This is a genomic window from Lysinibacillus sp. EB271-A1-10B (genome assembly GCF_058791335.1).
The window spans coordinates 133,630-151,492 of sequence record NZ_JBYTDL010000003.1; the positions used below are offsets into that span (position 1 = coordinate 133,630).

General features: G+C 36.1%; 12 protein-coding genes and 1 other annotated feature. Of the genes, 8 read left to right on the forward strand and 4 right to left on the reverse strand.

Translation table 11 applies throughout. From position 1 onward, the window contains the following. Positions 1-61: 61 nt before the first annotated feature. Together AC3WSK_RS05840 and AC3WSK_RS05845 are read right to left on the reverse strand one after the other, a co-directional pair. A complete protein-coding gene (locus AC3WSK_RS05840) occupies positions 62-1,666 on the reverse strand; it encodes an ABC-F family ATP-binding cassette domain-containing protein (protein ID WP_079562284.1) in 1,605 nt (534 codons plus the stop codon). 348 nt (positions 1,667-2,014) lie between these two features. After that, complete coding sequence (locus tag AC3WSK_RS05845) at positions 2,015-3,052, reverse strand: serine hydrolase domain-containing protein (RefSeq protein WP_492413678.1); 1,038 nt, start codon at positions 3,050-3,052, stop codon at positions 2,015-2,017. 845 nt (positions 3,053-3,897) lie between these two features. Between AC3WSK_RS05845 and AC3WSK_RS05850 the strand changes: the two genes are divergently transcribed. From AC3WSK_RS05850 to recQ, 7 genes are all read left to right on the forward strand, one after another. Beyond that, positions 3,898-4,212: a hypothetical protein gene (locus AC3WSK_RS05850; protein ID WP_427484051.1), complete on the forward strand. Its 315-nt coding sequence runs from the start codon at positions 3,898-3,900 to the stop codon at positions 4,210-4,212. 763 nt (positions 4,213-4,975) lie between these two features. Then, complete coding sequence (locus AC3WSK_RS05855) at positions 4,976-6,859, forward strand: FAD-dependent oxidoreductase (protein WP_427484050.1); 1,884 nt, start codon at positions 4,976-4,978, stop codon at positions 6,857-6,859. Between the two features lie 158 nt (positions 6,860-7,017). After that, positions 7,018-7,237 (forward strand) — a binding site (T-box leader). A 118-nt stretch (positions 7,238-7,355) separates the two neighbouring features. Beyond that, on the forward strand, positions 7,356-9,029 hold the full coding sequence (gene argS, locus AC3WSK_RS05860; RefSeq protein WP_079562287.1) for an arginine--tRNA ligase: 1,674 nt from the start codon (positions 7,356-7,358) through the stop codon (positions 9,027-9,029). Positions 9,030-9,202: 173 nt separating this feature from the next. After that, positions 9,203-10,375 (forward strand): MFS transporter, encoded by a 1,173-nt coding sequence (locus AC3WSK_RS05865; RefSeq protein ID WP_427484049.1) that lies wholly within the window; start codon positions 9,203-9,205, stop codon positions 10,373-10,375. A 115-nt stretch (positions 10,376-10,490) separates the two neighbouring features. Next, the gene (locus tag AC3WSK_RS05870) at positions 10,491-11,057 is read left to right on the forward strand and encodes a DUF6434 domain-containing protein (RefSeq protein ID WP_427484048.1); all 567 of its coding nucleotides are present in this window, start codon (positions 10,491-10,493) and stop codon (positions 11,055-11,057) included. A 799-nt stretch (positions 11,058-11,856) separates the two neighbouring features. After that, positions 11,857-13,002, forward strand: coding sequence for a TcaA NTF2-like domain-containing protein (locus tag AC3WSK_RS05875; protein ID WP_427484047.1), 1,146 nt, complete (start codon positions 11,857-11,859; stop codon positions 13,000-13,002). Between the two features lie 8 nt (positions 13,003-13,010). Next, entirely contained in the window at positions 13,011-14,780 is a 1,770-nt protein-coding gene (recQ, locus tag AC3WSK_RS05880) for a DNA helicase RecQ (protein ID WP_427484046.1), read from the forward strand. A gap of 72 nt (positions 14,781-14,852) precedes the next feature. Here recQ and AC3WSK_RS05885 read toward each other — a convergent pair whose 3' ends face one another. Together AC3WSK_RS05885 and msrA are read right to left on the reverse strand one after the other, a co-directional pair. Beyond that, entirely contained in the window at positions 14,853-15,200 is a 348-nt protein-coding gene (locus tag AC3WSK_RS05885; RefSeq protein WP_427484045.1) for a VOC family protein, read from the reverse strand. A 978-nt stretch (positions 15,201-16,178) separates the two neighbouring features. Next, a complete protein-coding gene (gene msrA, locus AC3WSK_RS05890) occupies positions 16,179-16,700 on the reverse strand; it encodes a peptide-methionine (S)-S-oxide reductase MsrA (protein ID WP_492413674.1) in 522 nt (173 codons plus the stop codon). Positions 16,701-16,875: 175 nt separating this feature from the next. Between msrA and AC3WSK_RS05895 the strand changes: the two genes are divergently transcribed. Next, positions 16,876-17,826: an LCP family protein gene (locus AC3WSK_RS05895; RefSeq protein ID WP_079562294.1), complete on the forward strand. Its 951-nt coding sequence runs from the start codon at positions 16,876-16,878 to the stop codon at positions 17,824-17,826. The last annotated feature ends 37 nt before the right edge of the window (positions 17,827-17,863 follow it).

Sequence of the window (17,863 nt, forward strand, 5' to 3'; positions counted from 1 at the left end):
AAAGCTTTATAGCAATAAAAAAACAGGGTTCTCCTTTTTGAATAGGAGAACCCTTTTAATATTAGCTTAAGCCTTGGCTATCTTTCCACTCAAGGAATTCATCATAAGTTAATAGTTTATCTAAAATTGTACCGTCTTCACGGATTTCGATGACACGGTTCGCAATTGTTTGGATGAACTGATGGTCATGAGATGTGAACAGCATCGCACCTTTGAAGCGCATAAGTCCTTCATTTAGTGCTTGAATAGATTCAAGATCAAGATGGTTCGTTGGTTCATCTAGTAAAACAACGTTTGCTGTAGCAAGCATCATTTTAGATAGCATACAACGTACTTTTTCTCCCCCTGAAAGTACAGAAGGTGATTTTTTTACTTCCTCACCAGAGAATAACATACGACCTAAGAAGCCACGTAAGAAGCTTTCTGTTTCATCATCAGGAGAATATTGGCGTAACCATTCCACTAATGATTTCTCTGAACCTTCGAAGTATTTATCGTGATCATTTTCAAAGTAACTTTGAGAAGTTGTTACGCCCCATTTGAACGTACCAGCATCTGCTTTTCTTTCATCCGTTAAAATATCAAGAAGAGCTGTTTTTGCCATTGGATTACCAAGTAAAATGATTTTATCTTCTTTGTTCATTGAAAAGCGAATATCTTTAAATAGTGTTTCGCCTTCATTACTTGCTGTAAGACCTTCCACTGTTAAAACATCGTTACCGATTTCACGTCCAGTTTGGAAGTTGATGAATGGATATTTACGGCTAGAAGGTTTAATGTCGTCAAGCTCGATTTTATCCAACATTTTCTTACGAGAAGTCGCTTGGCTTGATTTCGAAGCATTCGCAGAGAAACGAGCAACGAATGCTTGTAGCTCTTTAATCTTTTCTTCTTTCTTCTTGTTTTGGTCTGCCATCATTTTTTGTGCTAATTGGCTAGACTCATACCAGAAGTCATAGTTACCAACATATAATTGGATTTTAGAGAAGTCTAAATCCGCGATATGCGTACACACTTTATTTAAGAAGTGACGGTCATGGGATACAACAATAACCGTATTTTCAAAGTTAATTAAGAATTCTTCTAACCATTGAATTGCTTTTAAGTCAAGGTGGTTGGTAGGCTCATCTAGTAATAGAACGTCTGGTTTACCAAATAGAGCTTGTGCTAATAATACTTTGACTTTGTCAGAACCTTCAAGGTCAGCCATTAGCATATAGTGAAGCTCGTCGCCAATTCCTAACCCGTTTAATAATGTTGCTGCTTCTGAGTCAGCTTCCCAACCATTTAGGTCAGCGAATTCACCTTCTAATTCAGCAGCACGCATGCCATCCTCATCAGAAAAGTCTTCTTTTGCGTAGATAGCGTCTTTTTCAGATTTTACTTCCCAAAGACGTTTGTTCCCCATAACAACTGTATCTAATACATTGAATTCATCGTATTCAAAGTGGTTTTGTTTAAGAACTGATAAACGTTCGTCCTTACCCATTGATACGTGTCCTTCTTGCGCTTCAATTTCACCAGAAAGAATTTTTAAAAATGTTGATTTACCAGCACCGTTTGCACCGATTAAACCGTAGCAGTTCCCTGGTGTGAATTTTATATTTACGTCTTCAAATAGTTTACGATCGCCATAGCGAAGACCTACATTACTTACTTGAATCATGCAAGTTCCTCCTTTTTTCACAATGGCACTAGTATATCATGAAATATGTACCATAGTCTATAAACATTATTAAATCAACGTTTGGTTATGTGTTGTCAAATATTTGAGCGGGGTAAGAGTGGGGATAATGTTAATAAAAAGTGAATACATATACTTTTTTATGTATTTAATCGTCTCAATTGTAAAGAACAGGTTTAATGAAATAAAGCGCTCTCTAGTGAGAAGGGGCTTTATTTCATTCAAACTTGAGAAAAGGCTTTTATCATTAAAGTTTCTCTTCCCATATCCAAATTGGCTGCTGAAGAACGATGGATATAAGGTGACGTTTGATTTTTTTTGAATTCACCGTCATCTCATTCTAAGAACGATCACTGTTAATTCTTCGTCATTTAGCCGTGTAACATAATGACGGAACCCACTTGGATATCCTCCTGGATGCCCAACAGCATTTTTCCCCATGACATCTTGTGTATACCAACCAAATCCGTATTGATTCGGAAACTTTTTAGCATGGGTCATACCCATCAGCTCTAAAGATTTTTTGCTGATCAATTCATTATTACGCAAGGCTCGATCAAACAGTTCTAAATCTTCAGCTGAAGAAATGATATCCCCAGCTGCATATGCAGCAGAATTATGCATTAATGGTCCGACTTTCCCCTCTATATGTCCTTCCGCTTTGGGTAAATCATCCGGAACTGTAAACATAGAATTAATCATGTTGCTCGGCTCAAAAATATGTTCTTCTATATAATTTGCATAGGGCTGTCCGCTGACTTTTTCAATAATAAGTCCTAACATCACATAACCAGTATTACTATAACTAAAGCTTGTACCTGGGGTAAATTCTAATTCAGAATCACTAACGGTATTTACAATATCAATTGGAATCCATTCTTTACTGTAATCAAAATTTCCCTTTAGATAGTCCGGAATTCCCGAGCTATGACTTAGCAGATGACTTATTGTAATAGTTTCTCCATTCGGAAAGTCTGGAAAGTATTGCGAAATTGGATGATCTAAGTTTAGAAGTTCCTTTTCTACTAGTTGCATGACTGCTACTGCCGTGAATGTTTTAGATAATGAAGCAATCTGATAGAGCGTACTTGGGCTATTAGGTAAATCAGTGGCAAACAATCCGTAACCTTTTGTAAATAACACTTCATCTTCCTTTGCGATTAGGACGGTACCCTGAAATTTTTCATTTATCAAATATTGCTCGATTTTTTCAGAAAAGCTTCCAGATAAATTACTATGGTTGTTACGTCCAAATAATAGCAAAGCGACTATAGACACGACTACAATAACAAGAATAATAATAGAAGAAATTTTAATGATTTTTTCATATATACCTCGCAATCTATTTCTATATAGCTTTTTAAACACTTCCTACTTATTAGATACGCGGAAAAATTACCAATTTATTATGATCTTGAATCAGGGATGTAATTTTTAAAAATATGTAAGCTTTTTTGGGTAAGTTAGACAAGGGCTTATTTAAAAGTCAGAGGGTGGACGATAGATGGTTTGACAAATAAAAATAAAACAAACGTTATGAGTATTACAATCGGATAATTACATACACACTGAGGGATATGTTAATTTGTGTCTCTATTTTTTTATTTTATACAAATTATACCTGAAATACCATATAATATTTACACAAGGGAATAAGTAATACATACATTGTAGAAAAAGCTGAAAGAGTTATAAACATTTTAGAAGAAGTAATACAAACTATTGAACAATCCAAGCTGTTACCTGAGGAAGTTCAGTGACTGTCTTAGCGTCAATTATTAGCTTTGAAGTACATTGGAAGACTAAACAGGTCATTAACAGCCTAACTAGGTGTGAATTTTTATCTGAATGAAATGGTATGGAATGAAAAAAATATATTATAAAAGATACATTTTTAAGGGTTTATAATTTGTATTTATTCTTTTAACATTTGTTCCTATTGGTAGCAAACACAAAGCATAATGAGACATTGGCGGATGAGTTAGAAAGGATTGATAATGCATGAACATCTAGTAATTGAGGACATGACGCTTATATAAGCTTTTACGATAATGTAGAAATGCTTTTTTATTAAATTGATGATTAAATCCATATCGTTGTGTCTCATTGATGAAAATTATTGAACGTAAGTATTTAGTATGAAAGATTTATTCCAGGTACTCGAAAAAATGAGACTTGTTCTTTTTCAATTTCTTTAATTTAGTGGGGTTTTTATGCATAGAGAATTAAAACAAAGAATATTAAGTGAACCATCTGAATTCATTTCTTATGTGGAGAAACTAATTAGTACAAATAGATTTTACGATGGTGAAGTGCTGGAAATATCGATACTTGCCATAAAAAACGGACCTGGAAGATTATCAGATGAACAATGGCATGTCTTTATAGAAAATGGTTTATTACCTTTTTATTATGATAAATGTGAAAGATGTACCGATGATATTCCATGGTCATTTATGTTCAGTGCTATTTTTATAAATAGAGATCATCTTTGTCCTTTCTGTAATTATTTAGAAAATAAAAAATAAGTCTTTTGCCTTCCGCCATGTTGAGGAAGGCATTTATTTCACAAGAAATACAGGCTTGACATTAGTGTGGGAGATTTGGCGAATTCAGAAGTAATGGAATTAGATTTATTTGGTGGGAAAGCGGACAATAATAAATAACTATGTATCAAAAGCTTCATCATGATGGAGGTATACTTTACTCATTAGCTGCGCCCATTACATTCCTTGAAATGGAGATTTCTGTCGGAAAATGAAAAAACAATCATAAAGACCTACAACAATTTAATAGGTTCTAGTTGCTTCATTGTTACAATATCGCTAGAATGATTATGTATCTTTTTTTGTTTTAGATTATACATACATATTTATTGTTTCTTATGCTTTAAATGCATTTGGTTAGTTCTTAAAGTTGATATTCTGCTGCTATTCCAACCCCAATGATTTGCCACTACGAATATCAGTATAGGTAACTGTCAGTAGAAGACTATTATTTCATCATACTTTCATGCCGTGCCGTCCAAAATGGCACCACTTGTTATAGGAAATGAAAACCCTTGAACTCACCAAGGTAAGTTATTTTAGGTGGATTCGATTTTATCTACTGTGTGAAAAACTATTTTGAAAAGTACCTAGACTGTAAAGACCTATTAGGTTTGCTACGAACTCACGTTGAAATGTAAAACAGTTAATAACTATATAAATATGTCATGTCAACTTTTTCAAAAGGTGATCATGATTATAAACAAGAGATACAGATGGGAATTTTATCTATTGGAGGTATGTTATGGGTAAGGGCTTGGTAAGATCAGCCATATTAATAGTAGTAATTGTACTAGGTATAGGAAGTTATTATTTTATAACAGATATTAGAAGTGAAATGGCACATAAAAAACTTGTGAAAAACTATGAAAAGCCAATTCCGGAAAAAACGATAAATGAAGAATATGATGTAATTGTCATTGGTGGAGAGCCAGAAGGGGTTGCTGCTGCAGTATCAGCAGCTCGTAATGGTGCAAAAACACTTTTAGTAGAAAAGCGTGAAGAATTAGGCGGATTATTTACGTATGGAATGCTCAATTTCCTTGATATACCTCGAAATGACTCTAAACGACCAGTCAGTATGGGTATTTTTAAAGAATGGCACGACCTAGTTAGAGGGAAAGATGCCTTTGGAATTGTAGATGCGAAGGCTGCCTTTAAAAAGCTTGTCGATGAAGAACCAAATTTAACGCTTTCTGTACAAACAGAAGTCGTTAATGCCAATCTTGATTCAAATCAGCTAACATCAGTGGAATTAAAAAATAAATATGGTACGTATGCTGTAAAAGGCAAGACATTCATTGATGCTACACAAGATGCTGATTTTGCTACAATGTCAAAAGTTCCATTTTTCATGGGTGGAGAAGATATTGGTATTAAGGATAAGAGAATGGCTGTTACCTTGATGCTACATTTAAAAAATGTTGATTGGGATAAGGTGAAAAAAGAAGCAAATTCAAATACTTTTGGTGGTGCTCACCTAAATGATTCAGTTATGTGGGGCTTTACAAAGCTTCATGATGACTATAAGCCAGTACTAGAAGGTACGAGATTACGAGGCTTGAATTTAGCAAAAGTAGATGATGAATATTATATTAATGCTTTACAAATTTTCGGAATCGATGGTTTGAATGAACTTTCTAAACAGGAAGCAATTGAAAAAGGGAAGAAAGAGACTGAACATATTTTAAAATATTTACATGAGAAGTTTCCTGGCTTTGAAAATGCAGAAGTTGTGAGTTATCCGGAGGAACTATACGTCCGCGAAACAAAACATATTTGGGCAGAATACCAATTACCGATGTCTGATGTTTGGAAGAATAGTGATCATTGGGATAGCATTGGCGTAGCTGCTTATCCAGTTGATGTACAAGCGCAAACGCCTCATGATTATGGATATGTTATTTCAGCTCCAAATCAATATGCAATTCCTTTCCGTTCTTTAGTGCCGAAAGAAATCGATGGCTTGCTTGTTGTAGGTCGTTCAGCAGGTTATTCATCACTTGCAGCTGGAAGTGCACGTGTCGTTCCAACGGGTATGGTGACAGGTGAAGCAGCGGGAGCAGCAGCAGCGATAGCCATTAAAGAAGACGTAACCTTTAGAGCAATGAGCAAGGACAAAAAACTCATTAATACTTTACGAGAAGATTTGAAGAAACAAGGAGCCTTTGTAGATTCTTTTGAGATGGATTATCCTTATAAAAATGAATGGTATGATAAATCTATTCAAACTTTAATCAATTACGGTCTCGTTGTCGGTGGTTATTCGAATGACTTAAAAGTTGAAGATACAGCAACAAAGATTAAGTTTGCGAAAATGCTAAAAGAGGGCGTTCAACGTGTTAGTCCAGAGAAAATGAACGAGCTTGGGGATAAGCTGGATGTCGTTATCTATAAAGTAGCTAAAAAAGAAAAAAACCCAATTAAAAGAGATGAAGTCGCAGAACACTTGGCGGAAGTATTAGTAGGAAAGTCAAGTGATAACAACTGGAATGTATTGATTGAAAAAGGGATTATCAGTGAAAAATTAGCTAAAAGATTAACTGAAAACAAGGAATTAAAATTAAAAGAGTTGTACGCCATAATGGCTGATGTCATCCATTATGCAGAAAAGGAACATTCCCACTAATTAGTGGGGAATGTTCCTTTTCCTTTTAGATACGGTATTAATGTACGCGTAATTTGTCCTACTACCAAAATACACCATTGGAATCGATTCAATTATTTAAAAATCAAAAGACAGTTGGCTAAAAAAAGGAACTACTGTAATATAATTTGAAATTACAGTTAAATTCTGAGATGAAGAGAGTAGTTTATGGAGCAACTGGAAAGCGAATTAGGGATGGTGTGAGCCTAATGCAGGAGCCATAAATGAAACGCACTTTGGAGAAGGTTCTCAAATTTGTAGTAGAGAATATCGGGGAGTCACCTCGTTAACAATGGAAAGTGGTCATATTATATGGCAACTAGAGTGGTACCACGGGATAACTATGCTCTCGTCTCTATTTTAGAGACGAGGGCTTTTTTTATTTTCATTTAGTATGAATCGTCCGTGCACAATTCAAAATATGGACGCTTTGTTTGTCTACAAGAAAATGGATTTATGTATAGAGAGGAGAATGAATATGAATAGACAAATTGCAAAAAGTATAGCTGAGGCATTAAATAATGAGCTGTCCGTTATTGAAGTTCAAAACTTACTGGAGAAACCAAAAAAATTGGACTTAGGGGATTTGGCATTCCCGTGCTTTACGCTAGCCAAAAAATTAAGAAAGTCCCCTCACACTATCGCGTCAGACATAAAAAATAATATAAGCTGCGATTGCATACAAGAAGTTCAAGTAGTAGGTGGTTATGTCAATGTTTTTTATCATCAGCCTACGATTACTCAACAAGTTCTTAGTCAAATTGTAAAAGAGAAAAATTTATACGGGACTCAACAAGAGTCAAAAGGGAATATAGTGCTAGATTTTTCTTCACCTAATATAGCGAAGCCTTTTTCTATGGGCCATTTACGTTCAACAGTGATCGGTAATGCTTTGGCCAATATTGCCGAGAAAAACGGCTACAAAGCAATTCGCATTAATCATTTGGGTGACTGGGGAACGCAATTTGGTAAATTAATCGTCGCTTATCAAAAATGGGGAGATCAAAAGACGATTGAAGCTGCCCCAATAGAGGAACTGCTAAAAATTTATATAAAATTCCATGAAGAAGCGGAGCAGGATGATTCACTGAATGAACAGGCACGTACCGCATTTAAAGCATTAGAAGATGGGGATGAAAAGACGTTAGCTCTTTGGCAATGGTTCAGAGATGCATCACTCGAAGAATTCAAAAACATTTACGGATTGCTTGGAATTGACTTTGATTCATTCGCTGGGGAAGCGTTCTATAATGACAAAATGGCTGCTGTTGTTAAGGAATTGGAAGAAAAAGAACTGCTTGTGAAATCCGAGGGTGCTCATGTCGTTGAAATAGACAATATGCCTCCATGCTTAATAACCAAAACTGATGGTGCTACGCTCTATGCTACACGTGATTTAGCAGCTGCTTTTTATCGTAAACAGCAATATGACCCTAAAAAATCATTTTATGTTGTAGGACATGAACAATCACTTCATTTTAGCCAATTATTTAAGGTCATTGAGAAGATGGGGTATGATTGGGCAAAAGACTTGCAGCATGTGCCTTTTGGGATGATATTAAAAGAGGGTAAAAAAATGTCGACACGTAAAGGAAAGATCGTTCTATTAACAGATGTACTAACAGAGGCAATTGCTACGGCGAAACGAAATATCGAGGAAAAAAATCCAAATTTAATGCATAAAGAGAGTATCGCACGACAGGTTGGTGTAGGAGCGGTCATTTTTAATGATTTAAAAAATGATCGTCTTCATGACATTGAGTTTTCTATTGAGCACATGATGAATTTTGAAGGTGAAACAGGGCCATATATTCAATATACGTATGCACGTATCGTATCTCTTTTGGCAAAAGCAGATGCACAAAGTTATGCAGTATCGCTCGAAGCATTAGGTGAGCAAGCATGGCCTGTTATTTTATTACTCGAACAGTTTCCGAAAGTAATTACTAACTCCTTTGAACAAGCTGATCCATCACAAATTGCTAAATACGCTTTACAATTAGCACGTCAATTTAATAAATATTATGCGCAAAATAAAGTATTGGTCAATGACAGCCAAATAAAATCAAGATTAGCATTTTGTCTTTGTGTATCCATTGTGTTAAAAGAGTCGTTAGCACTATTAGGCATTGCCGCACCTAAAAATATGTAAGAACGATTAGTGTGTCTACAACATCGTGCTAGCTACAACATGCAACTAGTAATAGCTATGGAAATTGACCATTACTAGAAAAAATGGTAAAAGGGTATAGTGAGAATTCAAAGGTCTTATCAAATTTCGTTGAATTTTTAACCGTATATTTAGAGAGAAGGTTTTTAGAAAGTATGGAGAAAAAGCAAAGGCGTGTTTCCATGGTACTTGTGGTTGTTTGTATTTTCTTGGTTGCGCTCAATATGCGCCCAGCAGTCACAGGAATAGGACCACTATTTAATGTACTTTTAGAATCACTCCATATATCAAATACGAAAATGAGCTTTTTAACATCTATTCCGGTGTTTTGTATGGGACTCTTTGCACCATTTGCAGTCCCATTACAAAGAAAACTTGGAACAAAAACAGCTATTACGCTCTTACTAATCATCCTAACAATAGCAAATGGCCTACGCTTTTTAAAAGAAAGTTATGTACTACTTGTAGTAACAAGCTTTGCGGCAGGATTTGCCATTGCACTGATAGGACCTATATTAAATGCCTATATCAAGAAAAAATTCCCGAGCCGTTTTACTACGGTGGTTGGTATTTATTCATTTGGAATAGGAACAGGGGCAACATTGAGTGCGGCACTAACATTACCATTTTATTATCATTTTCATGAGAGCTGGACGATCGCGCTTGGCTCTTGGGCAATACTTGCTATTATTGCTCTTTGTATATGGATCTTGACTATACAAAATCAAGAGCTACCAGAGACAGCTGTATTTACTGAAAAAGTAGCACGAAATCCGTGGAAAAATGTCCGTGCTTGGACCATTTTAATTTACTTTGGTTTACAAACATCTTTGTTCTTCTCCATGATGTCCTGGTTAGCGCCGATGTTACAGGATAAAGGCTTCTCTCTTGGCGCCGCAAGCTCTATGCTAACATTTATGTCGATTGTACAAATGATTGGGAATATTTTGGTCCCTATATTAATGGAAAAATGGTCGAGTCGAATCGGCTGGCTCTTCTCTTTAGGGGTCTTTGGCATTATTGGCTTTATGTTGCTATGGGTAGGATCAGGGACTTTGTTATGGATTGCGGTATTCATTATAGGTATTGTATTAAGCGGCTTATTTCCAATCGGTTTATTGCTACCATTGGATGAGGCAAGAAATGACGAAGAAGCGAATAGCTGGTCATCTATGGTGCTTTCAGGCGGCTTCATGATAAGCGCCATTATCCCAATACTGATTGGCTATTGCTATGATGTGACGGGTAACCATACATTTACTTATGCAATTTTTATCACATTAATGCTAGGCATTATAGCTACTATCATTTTTCTTAAGAAAAAATAATGTGGAAACATGCGCGAATGTACGCGCATGTTTTTTATGCTGTTTTCGTGATTGGTTTTGCCAAATGTGAACTATCGTTCTATAATGTGGAATAAGTATTATGGAGGTATAATTAATGAGACCTAAACTTACGAAAGATATAAGTGTAGAAAGTTTTAAGGATTTTTATTGGTTAAAGGAAGAATTGCAAACTTTTTGTAGAAAAAACGGAATAAGTGCTTCTGGTTCTAAAATAGAGATTTCCAATAGGATTGAAACATTTCTACAGACAGGAGAGATTAAGAAACCTGTCAGAAAATTAAAAGCGAAGAAAATAGAACAGCAAGTAGACTTAAGTCTTGATACACTCATTACCGAAAATCATCGTTGTAGTCAAAATGTAAGGGCGTTTTTTAAGACAGTACTCCCTAAATTTCATTTTTCAACCTATATCCAAAGCTATTTTAAAAACAATGTTGGAAAAACATATCGTGATGTCGTAGATGCTTGGAATAAGGAGGAAGAACGGAAGAAAGACCCTTCATATAAGAATAACATTGCACCCCAATTTGAATATAATCAATTCATCCGTGACTTTTTTTCTGACCCAAAAAATCAAGGGAAAAGTCGTGAAGAAGCGATTGAAGCATGGTATACAATCAAGAAACTACCTGGAAACAATAAATATACGTCCAATAATTAGTTTACGATGTTCATTATTATTGAGGTGTAATAATGCATCAGTAAACAAATCGAGAAATGATACATAATCTTTTAAGGGGAGCTTGCCAGCCATTTTCTAGATGGGGACCTGGACTACCATGTAAATAAAGTAATATCGGGTTATCATAGTTAGTACGAGAATGAAATAAATAATGATCTGCACCATTTAATGAGACAGATTCCTCAATAGTAACATTTATTTTATCGATCATTCTCCCTAATTATGATTTCTTCGTCTTTCAATCTTTTATAAGATCTTCAACTGAACGTCATTTTGGTTTTCATCCATATCTAATTAAATGTCTTCTTCAAAACCACCTTTACATCACCATCCAAACGATATAACTTCTTTAAGACACTCTACATCGTCTCCAGTTCACTCGTCGAGATACCTTTAAAAAGATCTATTAAAAATAAATTTCTTTTTCAGTTGCCTCGAACTCAACATGTTTAGCAAGCTCAATAATTGAAGAGGGAAGCTTTCTTTTTTATATCATTTTAACCGCAAATGATAAGTCATTTTCCATAGCAAAGATAATAAAGAGCCGTTTTTTATAGGTAGAACGAATTGAACATAAGACGAGAGCTTTATTTTAACAATACAAATAAAATAATAATATTATTATGTAAACTTGAAACGAAGCGTAACGTTGTTTATGATAGAATAGAAAGATGTTTAACTTACTTTCAGGTCACTTCTATAGGTGATGAGATGAATAAGGGTTGAAGTTATTGTTCAGCACGGCCACTGAAAGAAGTTAAAGTCTCCGGACGCAATTATGCCAAGGCATAATCGAATGATAGAAAGTTTTGGTGAACGTATGTGGAAAAAGATGCTCATTCTTGGAGCGACAACTTTACTTTTAACCGGCTGTGGCAATGATACATTGGCAGAGGTAGTTCAAAGTAAAAAGACCGATGTGAAATCGGAAAAGGCTGTGACGAAGCAGCAAGAAAAAATTGTTCCGGAAGTAAAGGTAGTTGGGGAGAACGGAATCGGTGCAGGGATTATTGTTAAAAAAGAGGATGGGAAACTTTATATTGTGACAAATGGGGCGCTCGTGGCTTCAAAGCCAACTGCGCTTGTACAATTTAATAATGATAAACTGAAGGAAGCCGAAGTTCATTATTTATCGACAGCTTATAATATAGCCATTTTAGAAGTTTCCTATAACGTATCGGTAAAGGTACCGACCGTTTATAATGGGGAATTAGATCAGTTAGCTGTTTATGTCGATAGCTTACCACATACTATTCAAAAATATAGTGGCAGTGTAGCAGCTTATTACATAGATGCAAATCAAAATACACGTATAGGGAGTCCGGTTCTAGAAGCGGAGAATGGCAAACTTGTGGGCATCTATTTTAAACGCAAGGAAAACGGTGTATCACAGCCGTATATATTGCCATTTAAAGATATTGTAATGTTATTGGATGAATGGTGTGAAAGTGGCATGAAGCCAAGTAATAGACTAACTCAAGCCAAAAACTTGTATCCGTATATAGAACAGGGTGATAAGGAAGCCGTCCTGCAAGCAATTGATCAATATGGAAAGAACATTTTTGCTTTTCATACCGATGAAATAAAGTTATTTTTAGATGCATTTCATAAGCAATTAAGAGCAGCTGTTGAGGTTCAAGATGCTAGTGTCATGAAATCTTTCGTAGGGTCAAACGATTTACAAAGCACCCTGGATAATATGGTTGCCTATTACGCTTCCAAAAAAGCACAAATATATTTTTCTGATACGACAATTAAAAATATCACCATGGAAGGACAAAATATTATTGTTCGTGCCAAAACAGAATATGTCCTAACAAATTCTGCTGGTCAAGAGGCACTTGCAAACTCTATGATGGTATATGAAATAAATAAAAATGAACAGGGCGAGTATAAGCTTATTCGTCTAAAAACTGAGGAGTGAAAAGTTGGATGGAGCAAGCAAAACAAATGCTACAACATCATTTTGGCTATGATTCATTTCGCAATGGACAAGAACCAATTATTGAACAAACATTACGAGGTCAATCAAGTCTTTGTGTGATGCCAACTGGCGGAGGTAAATCAATTTGCTATCAAATTCCGGCGCTCATGCTAGATGGCCTTACAGTCGTCATTTCCCCTTTGATTTCTTTGATGCAAGATCAGGTAGAAGCATTACGTGCTGCGAATATTCCAGCGGCGTATATTAATAGTACCTTAACCGTGCAAGAAGTGAATGAAACAATCCAGCTTGCTAGTGCGGGTTATTTAAAGCTTCTTTATATAGCACCAGAGCGATTAGAAAGTGCAAGTTTTTTACAAGTATTATCGAATTTATCTGTACCTTTGATTGCCGTGGATGAAGCACACTGTATATCTCAGTGGGGGCATGATTTTAGACCAAGCTACCGAGCAATCCAAAAATTATTTACGTTGTGGCCGCAAAAACCAACTGTCTTAGCACTTACTGCCACAGCTACACCAGCTGTTTGTGATGATATTAGACAATTATTAGACATTGACGAGCAATCAACTGTCATTACAGGATTTTCACGCGACAATTTAGCATTCTCTGTATTAATCGGTGAAAACAAAGAGCGCTACATTAAAAATTATTTAATGAAAAATAAAAATGAAGCGGGCATAATTTATGCGGCTACACGAAAGGCTGTAGACGCGATCTATGAGCTGTTAAGTCGTTCGGGCGAAGCTGTTGCAAAATACCATGCGGGATTATCAGAGGACATGCGTATGTCAGAGCAAGAGCGCTTTTTAAAAGATGAAGCGCGCATTATGGTAGCTACCAATGCATTTGGCATGGGTATTGATAAGAGTAATGTACGCTTTGTTATTCATTATCAAATGCCACGCAATATGGAGAGCTATTATCAGGAAGCCGGACGTGCAGGTCGTGACGGCTTACCAAGTGCTTGTATTTTACTGTATGCTTCAGGTGATGTTCAAACACAGCGCTTTTTAATTGAACAGACGCAGGATGAAACACGGATTGCACAGGAATTAGGAAAGCTGCAAACGATGGTGGATTATTGCCATACAGAAGGCTGTTTACAAAATGCCATCTTAACGTATTTCGGCGAAGTACCAGGGATGCCTTGTAGTCGTTGTAGTAACTGTAATGATGGACGAGAAGTGAAAGATGTGACGGTAGATGCACAAAAGGTATTAGCCTGTGTCGTAAGGATGGGGCAGAAATTCGGTAAGACAATGGTGGCCCAAGTGTTAATAGGCTCCAAAAATCAAAAGGTCACTGAATTTGGCTTTGCAAGGCTATCTACCTATGGCATATTAAAAGGGCAATATTCCTCAAAGGATGTCTCAACCTTTATTGAGTTTTTAATTGCTGAGGGCGTTCTTGCCGTTAAACATGGCACTTTTCCAACCATTTATGTATCAGAGGAAGGAAAAGAGGTCTTACTCGGGAATCAACAAGTCATGAGAAAAGAAGCTGTTACTGTACGTAAGCTTGTAGACAATGATCCGTTATTTGAGCATTTACGATTATTACGTAAAGAGATTGCAGATGAGGAAAAGGTGCCACCATTTGTTGTGTTCTCTGATAAAACATTACGTGATTTATGTGACAAAAAACCGAATGAGCTAGAAGATTTACGACATGTTAGCGGTATTGGTGAAGTAAAATTCGAAAAATATGGCGAGCGTTTCTTCGATGCTCTGCAGTCTTTTTTGAAAACAGTTTAAAAAGGAAAAAGGGAAGTGCTTAATTCAACAGAATTAGGCACTTCCTTTATGTTCGCAAAGTATTACAACCTACTATCTCTCCCAAAGCTCGATCAGTCGACCTTCAGGATCTTTAATCCAAACAAACTTTCCAAATTCACTTATTTCCTTTTCCTTCTCAAGAGGAACACCAATATGTTCGAGATGCTTAATAGTTTCGTCTATATCATGTACTTGGAAATTTAACATTACTTGTTGTTCTATTGGAAAATAGCTGTCATTTTCGTTAAAGAATGAAAAGATCGTCTCATTTCCTAATTCGGGTTTAATCACAGTTCCATTCCAAATGTCTATGTCCAACTTCAACACGTCACTGTACCATTTTTTGATAACATCAAGATTGTTAGTTCTCCAAAATATTCCCCCGATACCTTTAATCATCGTATTTAGCTCCTGTCTGACTGTAAATTTTTTGAATTTATGTTTAGTACCTTCTTCAACTATACCGCTTGAATAGTTGAAGTACAATTTTTCACATCATCGATTTTGTCATAAATATCCATTAAATAAATCACCACAAAGAATAACTAAAGAGGAGATTTTCAAAACTACAGTACCAAAATAAAAAAACCCGGAATAGTAATATTCCGGGCTTGATTCACTTACTTATAGTGCTCCATGACACACTGCCTCGCTTCCGCATTGATCTTAAATTTTTAAGACAACTGTGCTTTAGCTTCATTCAGTTTTGATGGTCCTTCTGAGTTACCGGTCAATCCCACTCATCGGGTTAACCCTCCTTGTCATTGGATTTGAAAGTGAAATCTTAAATAGTATAGACCGTTCATTATTTTCTATACACGTTTTTAAAAAGAAAAAAATCCAACGGCTATACTTTTCCGGCATAAATGCGTCCTGAATCGCCTTAGGCCCGCAGATGTTAAGCGAAGCGCCAGCAACACCATGTTTTTGTCTGTGCGAAAGCAAGCGCCAGCAACACCATGTTTTGTCTGTGCGAAAGCGAAGCGCCAGCAACACCATGGTGTCAGTTAGCCGTTATCGTATGAAGAATAATTAAAGAGGGGATAAAACAAAAAATAACCCGGAATAGTAATATTCCGGGCTTGATTCACTTACTTATAGTGCTCCATGACACACTGCCTCGCTTCCGCATTGATCTTAAAATTTTTAAGAAACTGTGCTTTAGCTTCATTCAGCTTTGATGGTCCTTCTGAGTTACCGGTCAGCCCCACTCATCGGGTTAACCCTCCTTGTCATTGGATTTGAAAGTGAAATCTTAAATAGTATAGACCGTTCATTATTTTTTATACACGTAAACAAAAAAAGAAAAATCCATTTTGAAAACGGCTAAGCCATGAGTAAAAAAGGGACGTCAATCAAAATGAAATATCATAAAAATTATTTCTCCCAATGCTCAGTGATGAACTGATCTCGGCCAGAAATCGCTCGGTCTTTCTGATAATGCTCCGACTCTTTTTTATAAAAGTTCTGATGATAATCTTCTGCAGGGTAGAAGTGCTTAGCATCGCGAATTGTGGTTACAATAGGTTTATCAAAGCGACCACTGTTTGCTAGCTTTTCCTTGGAAGCTTCTGCAATGCGTTTTTGTTCGTCTGAATAAGTAAAGATAGCTGTCGTATATGATTCACCACGGTCATGGAATTGACCAAAAGCATCTGTAGGGTCGATTTGCATCCAGTAAATCTCAAGGAGCTGCTCATAACTAAAAACGCTAGGGTCAAATTCAATTTCGACTACTTCTAAATGGCCAGAAGTACCTTTTTTGACATCCTCATAAGTAGGATTGTCTATATGGCCACCCATGTAGCCAGAAGTGACCTTATGTATACCATCCCATTCAACAAATGGCTTTACCATACACCAAAAACAACCGCCAGCAAACGTAGCTTTTTCGATCATGTTCATCATCCTTTCTGTCGTGAAAATATTATAGCATTATTTGGTTCATTCCTGGCAAAAAGGGTGTAAAATAACCTTTAAATAGTTATTGAAAGGATTCGCAACATACTATAAAATGAACCTTTCTTTCGATGGAATCGTTACATTACTATAAAAAATAGAGGAGTTAACTGTTATGGAAGAGCAAGATTATTCAAGACGCTCGCAGCGCCCACAAAAAAAGCGTTTGCGTAAAGGGCGAGCATTCTTCACATTGTTATTACTGTTTGTCATCGTGATTGCAGGTTATTCCGTTATGCAATATCGAAGTGGACTGAAATTGGCAAATGATACAAAGGTAGCCCAAGAGAATTTCAAGGGCGATACAGTAAATGGCGATGTGGAAAACTATTTATTATTAGGGATTGATACTCGTGGTGAAGAAAAATCACGTACAGATACAATGATGGTATTATCGTGGAATAAGAAAACAAATGATATGAAGCTCGTGTCGCTCATGCGAGATATTTATGCAGATATTCCTGGTTATAAATCCTATAAGCTTAACACGGCGTACTATTTAGACGGTGTTCAATTATTAAAAGATACGATTACCAATATGTTTGGCCTACCGATTCATCATTATGCCATTATAGATTTTAAAAATTTCGAATCACTAGTAGATATTTTAGCGCCAAATGGTGTTGAAATCGATGTAGATAAAGATATGTCCGAAAATATTGGGGTTTCATTAAAACAAGGTGTTCATAACTTAAACGGTCAAGAATTACTTGGCTTTGCTCGATTCCGTCACGATGCTGAAGGGGATTTCGGTCGAGTAGCACGTCAGCAAAAGGTGATCGAAGCCTTAAAAAATGAAGTTTTATCACCTCAAAATATGTTGAACTTACCAAAATTCGTTGGAGCAGCGCAAGGATATATAACGACGGACTATTCATCAGCAGAAGAAGTTCAACAAGTGCTGAAAATGGTGTCGAAAGGTAAAGTCAATATAGAAAAAGCAACAGTTCCTATTGAAGGTAGTTATAATTTCCAAAGCTTTAGAGGTGTCGGTGATTCAATTGTTATGGATGTAGAGAAAAACAAAGAATTTTTACGTAAATTTTTAGGAATTCCTTTAGAGTGATTTTTAGCAAAATCCAACATCATCTTGTAAAATAAGG

What these genes read in the sequence shown, in the direction of transcription:
- AC3WSK_RS05855 (WP_427484050.1), top strand. Translation starts at nt 4,976, where the DNA reads ATGGGTAAGGGCTTGGTAAGATCAGCCATATTAATAGTAGTAATTGTA.
- recQ (WP_427484046.1), top strand. Translation starts at nt 13,011, where the DNA reads ATGGAGCAAGCAAAACAAATGCTACAACATCATTTTGGCTATGATTCA.
- AC3WSK_RS05840 (WP_079562284.1), bottom strand. Translation starts at nt 1,666, where the DNA reads ATGATTCAAGTAAGTAATGTAGGTCTTCGCTATGGCGATCGTAAACTA.
- AC3WSK_RS05875 (WP_427484047.1), top strand. Translation starts at nt 11,857, where the DNA reads ATGCCAAGGCATAATCGAATGATAGAAAGTTTTGGTGAACGTATGTGG.
- AC3WSK_RS05850 (WP_427484051.1), top strand. Translation starts at nt 3,898, where the DNA reads ATGCATAGAGAATTAAAACAAAGAATATTAAGTGAACCATCTGAATTC.
- AC3WSK_RS05895 (WP_079562294.1), top strand. Translation starts at nt 16,876, where the DNA reads ATGGAAGAGCAAGATTATTCAAGACGCTCGCAGCGCCCACAAAAAAAG.
- AC3WSK_RS05865 (WP_427484049.1), top strand. Translation starts at nt 9,203, where the DNA reads ATGGAGAAAAAGCAAAGGCGTGTTTCCATGGTACTTGTGGTTGTTTGT.
- argS (WP_079562287.1), top strand. Translation starts at nt 7,356, where the DNA reads ATGAATAGACAAATTGCAAAAAGTATAGCTGAGGCATTAAATAATGAG.
- AC3WSK_RS05885 (WP_427484045.1), bottom strand. Translation starts at nt 15,200, where the DNA reads ATGATTAAAGGTATCGGGGGAATATTTTGGAGAACTAACAATCTTGAT.
- msrA (WP_492413674.1), bottom strand. Translation starts at nt 16,700, where the DNA reads ATGATCGAAAAAGCTACGTTTGCTGGCGGTTGTTTTTGGTGTATGGTA.
- AC3WSK_RS05870 (WP_427484048.1), top strand. Translation starts at nt 10,491, where the DNA reads ATGAGACCTAAACTTACGAAAGATATAAGTGTAGAAAGTTTTAAGGAT.